Genomic DNA, 4,268 nt, shown 5'->3' on the forward strand with positions numbered 1-4,268 from the left:
CAGGCCTTCATACAGGAAGGGCGCGCACGAGGCGTGATGCGCCATTTCGGAATGGGGCCAGCTTCACCGCAAAGCGTTTAATATTGGTTGAGTATGTGCAAAAGAACGGCACCAACAAAGAGATAAGGCGCTCCGAACAAGCCGAAGCGCCTCGTAAAGAATCGATTAAGAGGTCGGGCGCGACGCGCCGTTTACGAAGCGGTAACGATGATGGCTTCGCCTTCCGGCTTGAGCGTCACGGTGAGCCCGCAGGCCTGCGCGAGCAGCCGCGTATAATAAGGCTGGATCGCATGCGCATCGGCAGCCGGCCCGCGCTCGCCGCTCAGGAGCTCGGAGATGTTCTGCGGCAGGCGTGCATTGTGTCCGGTCGCGGTGATGCGAAAGCTCATCACCTCGCCCTCGCCGACCGGATCGACCGTCAGCATGCCGCCGCGCGGGATCGTGTGCTGGGCGACGACCAGCATGTTGAGCAGCAGCTTGACGTGGTTCTTCGGCAGCAGCAGCCGCGGCAGATTCCAGGTGATCGAGCACTTGCCGTCCTCGATATGGCCCTTCGCCATGGTGTGGGCATCGCCGAGATCGATCTGCGCGCCGGAGGAGCCGGCCGCGCCGAAGGCAAGGCGGCAGAACTGCAGCCGGGCGGAGGCCGTCTTGGCGCTTTTGCGAATCAGGTCGAGCGCGAACTCGCGGTCCTCGGGCTTGGGATCGTCGTCGAGCACTTCGAGCCCGTTGACGATGGCGCCGACGGGGCTGATGAGATCGTGGCAGACCCGCGAGCACAGCAGCGCGGCGAGTTCGAGCATATCGGGAGCGGCAGTGGTCGCGGGCGACGAAGCGTCAGACATATAATGGGGTCCTGGAGGGTTCCTGGAATTGCACGGCGCTGGACGCCGCGAATCACGCATGCTTGACGGATGCTGCGGGTTCTAACATTCGCAACCCGGCGGCAGCTAGCTTGCGATCGGTTCGAGGCGGCCATAAGCCCAGGCGAATCGATCGGGGCGAATCAGTGGACGAGGAACGATATTGCCGACAGATGAGGCATGCAGGTGAAACGGATCATTGACGGAGCGGCCGCTGCCGGCCTGATGGAGCCGCTGACTGCGCTGGTGGTGAAGGCGGGCGAGGCGATCCTCGCCGTCAACCGCGCGGCCATGCGGATCGACGGCAAGCAGGATGGCTCGCCGGTGACCGAGGCCGACCTTGCCGCCGACCGCATCATCGCGGACGGACTCGCGCAGCTCGCGGGCGACGTTCCGACGCTGTCGGAGGAGCGGACCCAGCTCGCCTCCCCGCCGTTCCAGGGCAGCTTCTTCCTGATCGATCCGCTCGACGGGACCAAGGAGTTCGTCGCCGGCCGCGACGAGTTCACCGTCAATCTTGCCCTCGTGACGTCAGGCGTGCCGGTGCTCGGCATCGTGAGCGCGCCCGCACTCGGGCTGCTCTGGCGCGGCATCGTCGGCCGCGGTGCCGAGCGCGTGAGGTTCAACGGCGCGACGATCGCCGCCGCCGAGCCGATCCGCACCCGCAAGCTGCCGGCGCGCGGGGAGCCTTGGATCGCCGCAGTGAGCCGTTCGCACGGCGATGCCAGAAGCGAGGCGTTCATCGCCGACAGGCCCAATGCCGTCAGGATGACGTGCGGCTCGGCCGTGAAATTCGGCCGCATCGCGGAAGGCGGCGCCGACATCTATCCCCGTTTCGGGCCGACCTCGGAATGGGACGTCGGAGCCGGCTGCGCGGTCGTGACCGCGGCCGGCGGCAAGGTGACCGACGGCAAGGGCGGCGAGCTCCGATTTGGCCAGCGCAGCGATACCGGCTTCATCATCCCGGAATTCATCGCGTGGGGCGACCCGCAGGCGGTAGGCTGCGACTGACCAGGGCTCGTTACTGCCCGAGCTTCTCCTGCAGGGCCGGCCAGCGCTTGCCCGCCTCATAGAGGAAGCGCTCGGGATCGGCGACGAAGGCGTCGCGATTGTCTTCCCGGCTGAACAAATAGAGCCGCTGCGCCACGATCGCGAAGAAATGCGGATTGGCGGGGACGGTGACGCCGCGGGCGATATCGACCGGATCGTAGCCGCCGAATTGCGGTCCGTAGATTTCGGGATGGGCCTGGAAAGAGGCGCGGTTGCCCTCGTTCCGGAAGCGCCAGACGGCCCCCCAGAGGTTCGCCTCGAACTCCGCCGTCCCCTGCACGGCCGCGCCGGCGACGAAATAAGCGACGGGGTCGAAGCCCTCGATGGCGACGCCGCTGAAGCGGTTGACGACGATCCGCTCGGTGGTGGCGGCCCCTGTCGGTCCGCCGGCACCGAGGATCCAAATGCCCGCCAGCAGGCAGAGGCGGCGGGCGATCAAGGCAATTCCGGGGCGCAAAGGGCTATCTTCCTGCCGTTGTGCCGTCATAGTTGCTGCGGATAACATCCGAGTCGAGGGGACATCCGGCGCAACCTAGGGCCATGCCTGTTGGCGTGAGGTTAAGGAAGCGACCGGATTCGGTACCAGGGGTTCTTTTATGACTTTCGCATCACGCCTTGCTGCGCTCGCGCTTGCCGCGATGATCGGCTGGATCGTGCCGGCCTCCGCCCAGCAGGCGCCGCCGCCTGACCTGCCGCCGCCGCAGCGGACCCCGACGCCCAATACCTATGGGCCGGACGAGCTCGTCACCGCCGGCCATCGCTTCTTCGGCAACGTCTCGCGCGGGCTCGCCTCGATCATCGAGAAGGCGGTCAGCCAATGGGGCCTGCCGAACGGCTACATCCTGGGTGAGGAAGGCTCCGGCGCCTTCGTCGCCGGCCTGCGCTATGGCGAGGGCACGCTCTACACCAAGAACGCCGGCGATTTGCGCGTCTATTGGCAGGGCCCCTCGCTCGGTTTCGACTGGGGCGGCGACGGCGCCCGCACCATGACGCTGGTCTACAACCTGCCGGCCACCAACGCGATCTACCAGCGCTTCGCCGGCATCGACGGCTCGGCCTACATCATCGGCGGCTTCGGCATGACCGCGCTGACCTCCAACAACATCGTGCTGGTGCCGATCCGCTCCGGGCTCGGCCTGCGCCTCGGCGCCAATATCGGCTATCTCAAATACACCCCGCGGGCGACCTGGAACCCGTTCTAGGCCCACGTCCTCCCCACTGCCCACCGATCAAGGTTAACGACAGAGCGGGGCTGGCTTTCTGCCGGCCCGCCATGGCATTGTCGTTGGTGAATTTTTCCTTAAGCTTGGGAGTTCTGGCCCATGGTCGAACCGATCATGTACCTGGCGATCGGTTTCCTGCTCTCGATGCTGTGCGGGCTTGCGATCGTGCCGCTGGTGCATAACCGCGCGGTGCGCCTGACCACGCGCCGGCTCGAGGCCGCCACCCCGCTCTCGATGGCCGAGATCCAGGCCGACAAGGACCAGCTCCGGGCCGAATTCGCCATGTCCGCGCGGCGGCTCGAGATGAGCGTCGAGCAGCTCAAGAACAAGACCACGAGCCAGCTCGCCGAGCTCGGCAAGAAGAGCGACGCCATCAACCGCATGAAGATCGAGCTCGGCGAGAAGAACGCCACCATCTTCGCGCTGGAGGCGCGCGAGAAGGCGGTGAAGGAGCAGCTCCGCGCCACCGAGGAGGAATTCGCCGCCAAGACGGCGTCCTTGCGCGAAGCCGAGATCGCGTTGACGGACAAGCAGGCCGAGCTCGCCAAGATCAACTCCGAACTGTCCGACCGCTCGATGATGGCGGAGAGCCGCCAGGTCGAGCTGGTCGCAGTGCGCGCGCAGATCGAGGAATTGAAGCACCGGGTCGGCGATGCCGAGAAGGAATTTGCCGCCACGCAAGCGCGCCTCGCACAGGAGCGCACCGAATCCGAGACCGCCTCGCGCGAACTCGCCGAGGCGCGCGGCCGCGTCGAGAATCTGAGCCAGCGCGTCACCGAGCTCGACCGCCAGCTCATCGTGCAGGTCAAGGAGGCCGAGATGCTGTCGAGCCGCGTCGCCGATCTCGAAGGACGCCTTGCCACGCAGGGCAAGCTGCTCGCCGAGCGCGACTACGAGAACAACCAGCTGCGCCAGGCCAACGAGGCCAACGAGCGCACCATCAAGGAGCTGCGCGTCGAGATCGCGGGCCTCAGCGGCGGCAAATCGTCGGCTGCGATGGAGCAGCTGCGCGCGGAAAAGGCCGCGCTGGAGGAGCAGCTGCGCAGCGCACGCGACGAACGCGCGAAACTCCAGCGCGACATCAACGCGATCCAGCAGCAGGCCGAGAGTTCCTGGGCGACCGAGCGCATGG

Annotated in this window: 5 protein-coding genes; 3 read left to right on the forward strand and 2 right to left on the reverse strand. The window is 66.5% G+C overall.

The genetic code is table 11. The features are described from left to right. Positions 1 to 191: 191 nt before the first annotated feature. On the reverse strand, positions 192 to 845 hold the full coding sequence (gene chpT / locus XF30_RS34740; protein WP_192893340.1) for a histidine phosphotransferase ChpT: 654 nt from the start codon (positions 843 to 845) through the stop codon (positions 192 to 194). A gap of 198 nt (positions 846 to 1,043) precedes the next feature. Here chpT and XF30_RS34745 point away from each other — a divergent pair, with 198 nt between their 5' ends. Beyond that, positions 1,044 to 1,874, forward strand: a complete 831-nt coding sequence (locus XF30_RS34745; protein WP_109145209.1) for a 3'(2'),5'-bisphosphate nucleotidase CysQ family protein — start codon at positions 1,044 to 1,046, stop codon at positions 1,872 to 1,874. A gap of 10 nt (positions 1,875 to 1,884) precedes the next feature. Here XF30_RS34745 and XF30_RS34750 read toward each other — a convergent pair whose 3' ends face one another. Continuing rightward, entirely contained in the window at positions 1,885 to 2,370 is a 486-nt protein-coding gene (locus XF30_RS34750) for a YHS domain-containing (seleno)protein (protein ID WP_109145210.1), read from the reverse strand. A gap of 139 nt (positions 2,371 to 2,509) precedes the next feature. Between XF30_RS34750 and XF30_RS34755 the strand changes: the two genes are divergently transcribed. Together XF30_RS34755 and XF30_RS34760 are read left to right on the forward strand one after the other, a co-directional pair. Then, on the forward strand, positions 2,510 to 3,115 hold the full coding sequence (locus tag XF30_RS34755) for a DUF1134 domain-containing protein (protein ID WP_036009799.1): 606 nt from the start codon (positions 2,510 to 2,512) through the stop codon (positions 3,113 to 3,115). 120 nt (positions 3,116 to 3,235) lie between these two features. Further along, a partial coding sequence (locus tag XF30_RS34760) for a coiled-coil domain-containing protein (RefSeq protein ID WP_109145211.1) occupies positions 3,236 to 4,268 on the forward strand: 1,033 nt, incomplete at its 3' end.

Source organism: Bradyrhizobium sp. SUTN9-2, assembly GCF_003122645.1.
GTDB lineage: Bacteria > Pseudomonadota > Alphaproteobacteria > Rhizobiales > Xanthobacteraceae > Bradyrhizobium > Bradyrhizobium yuanmingense.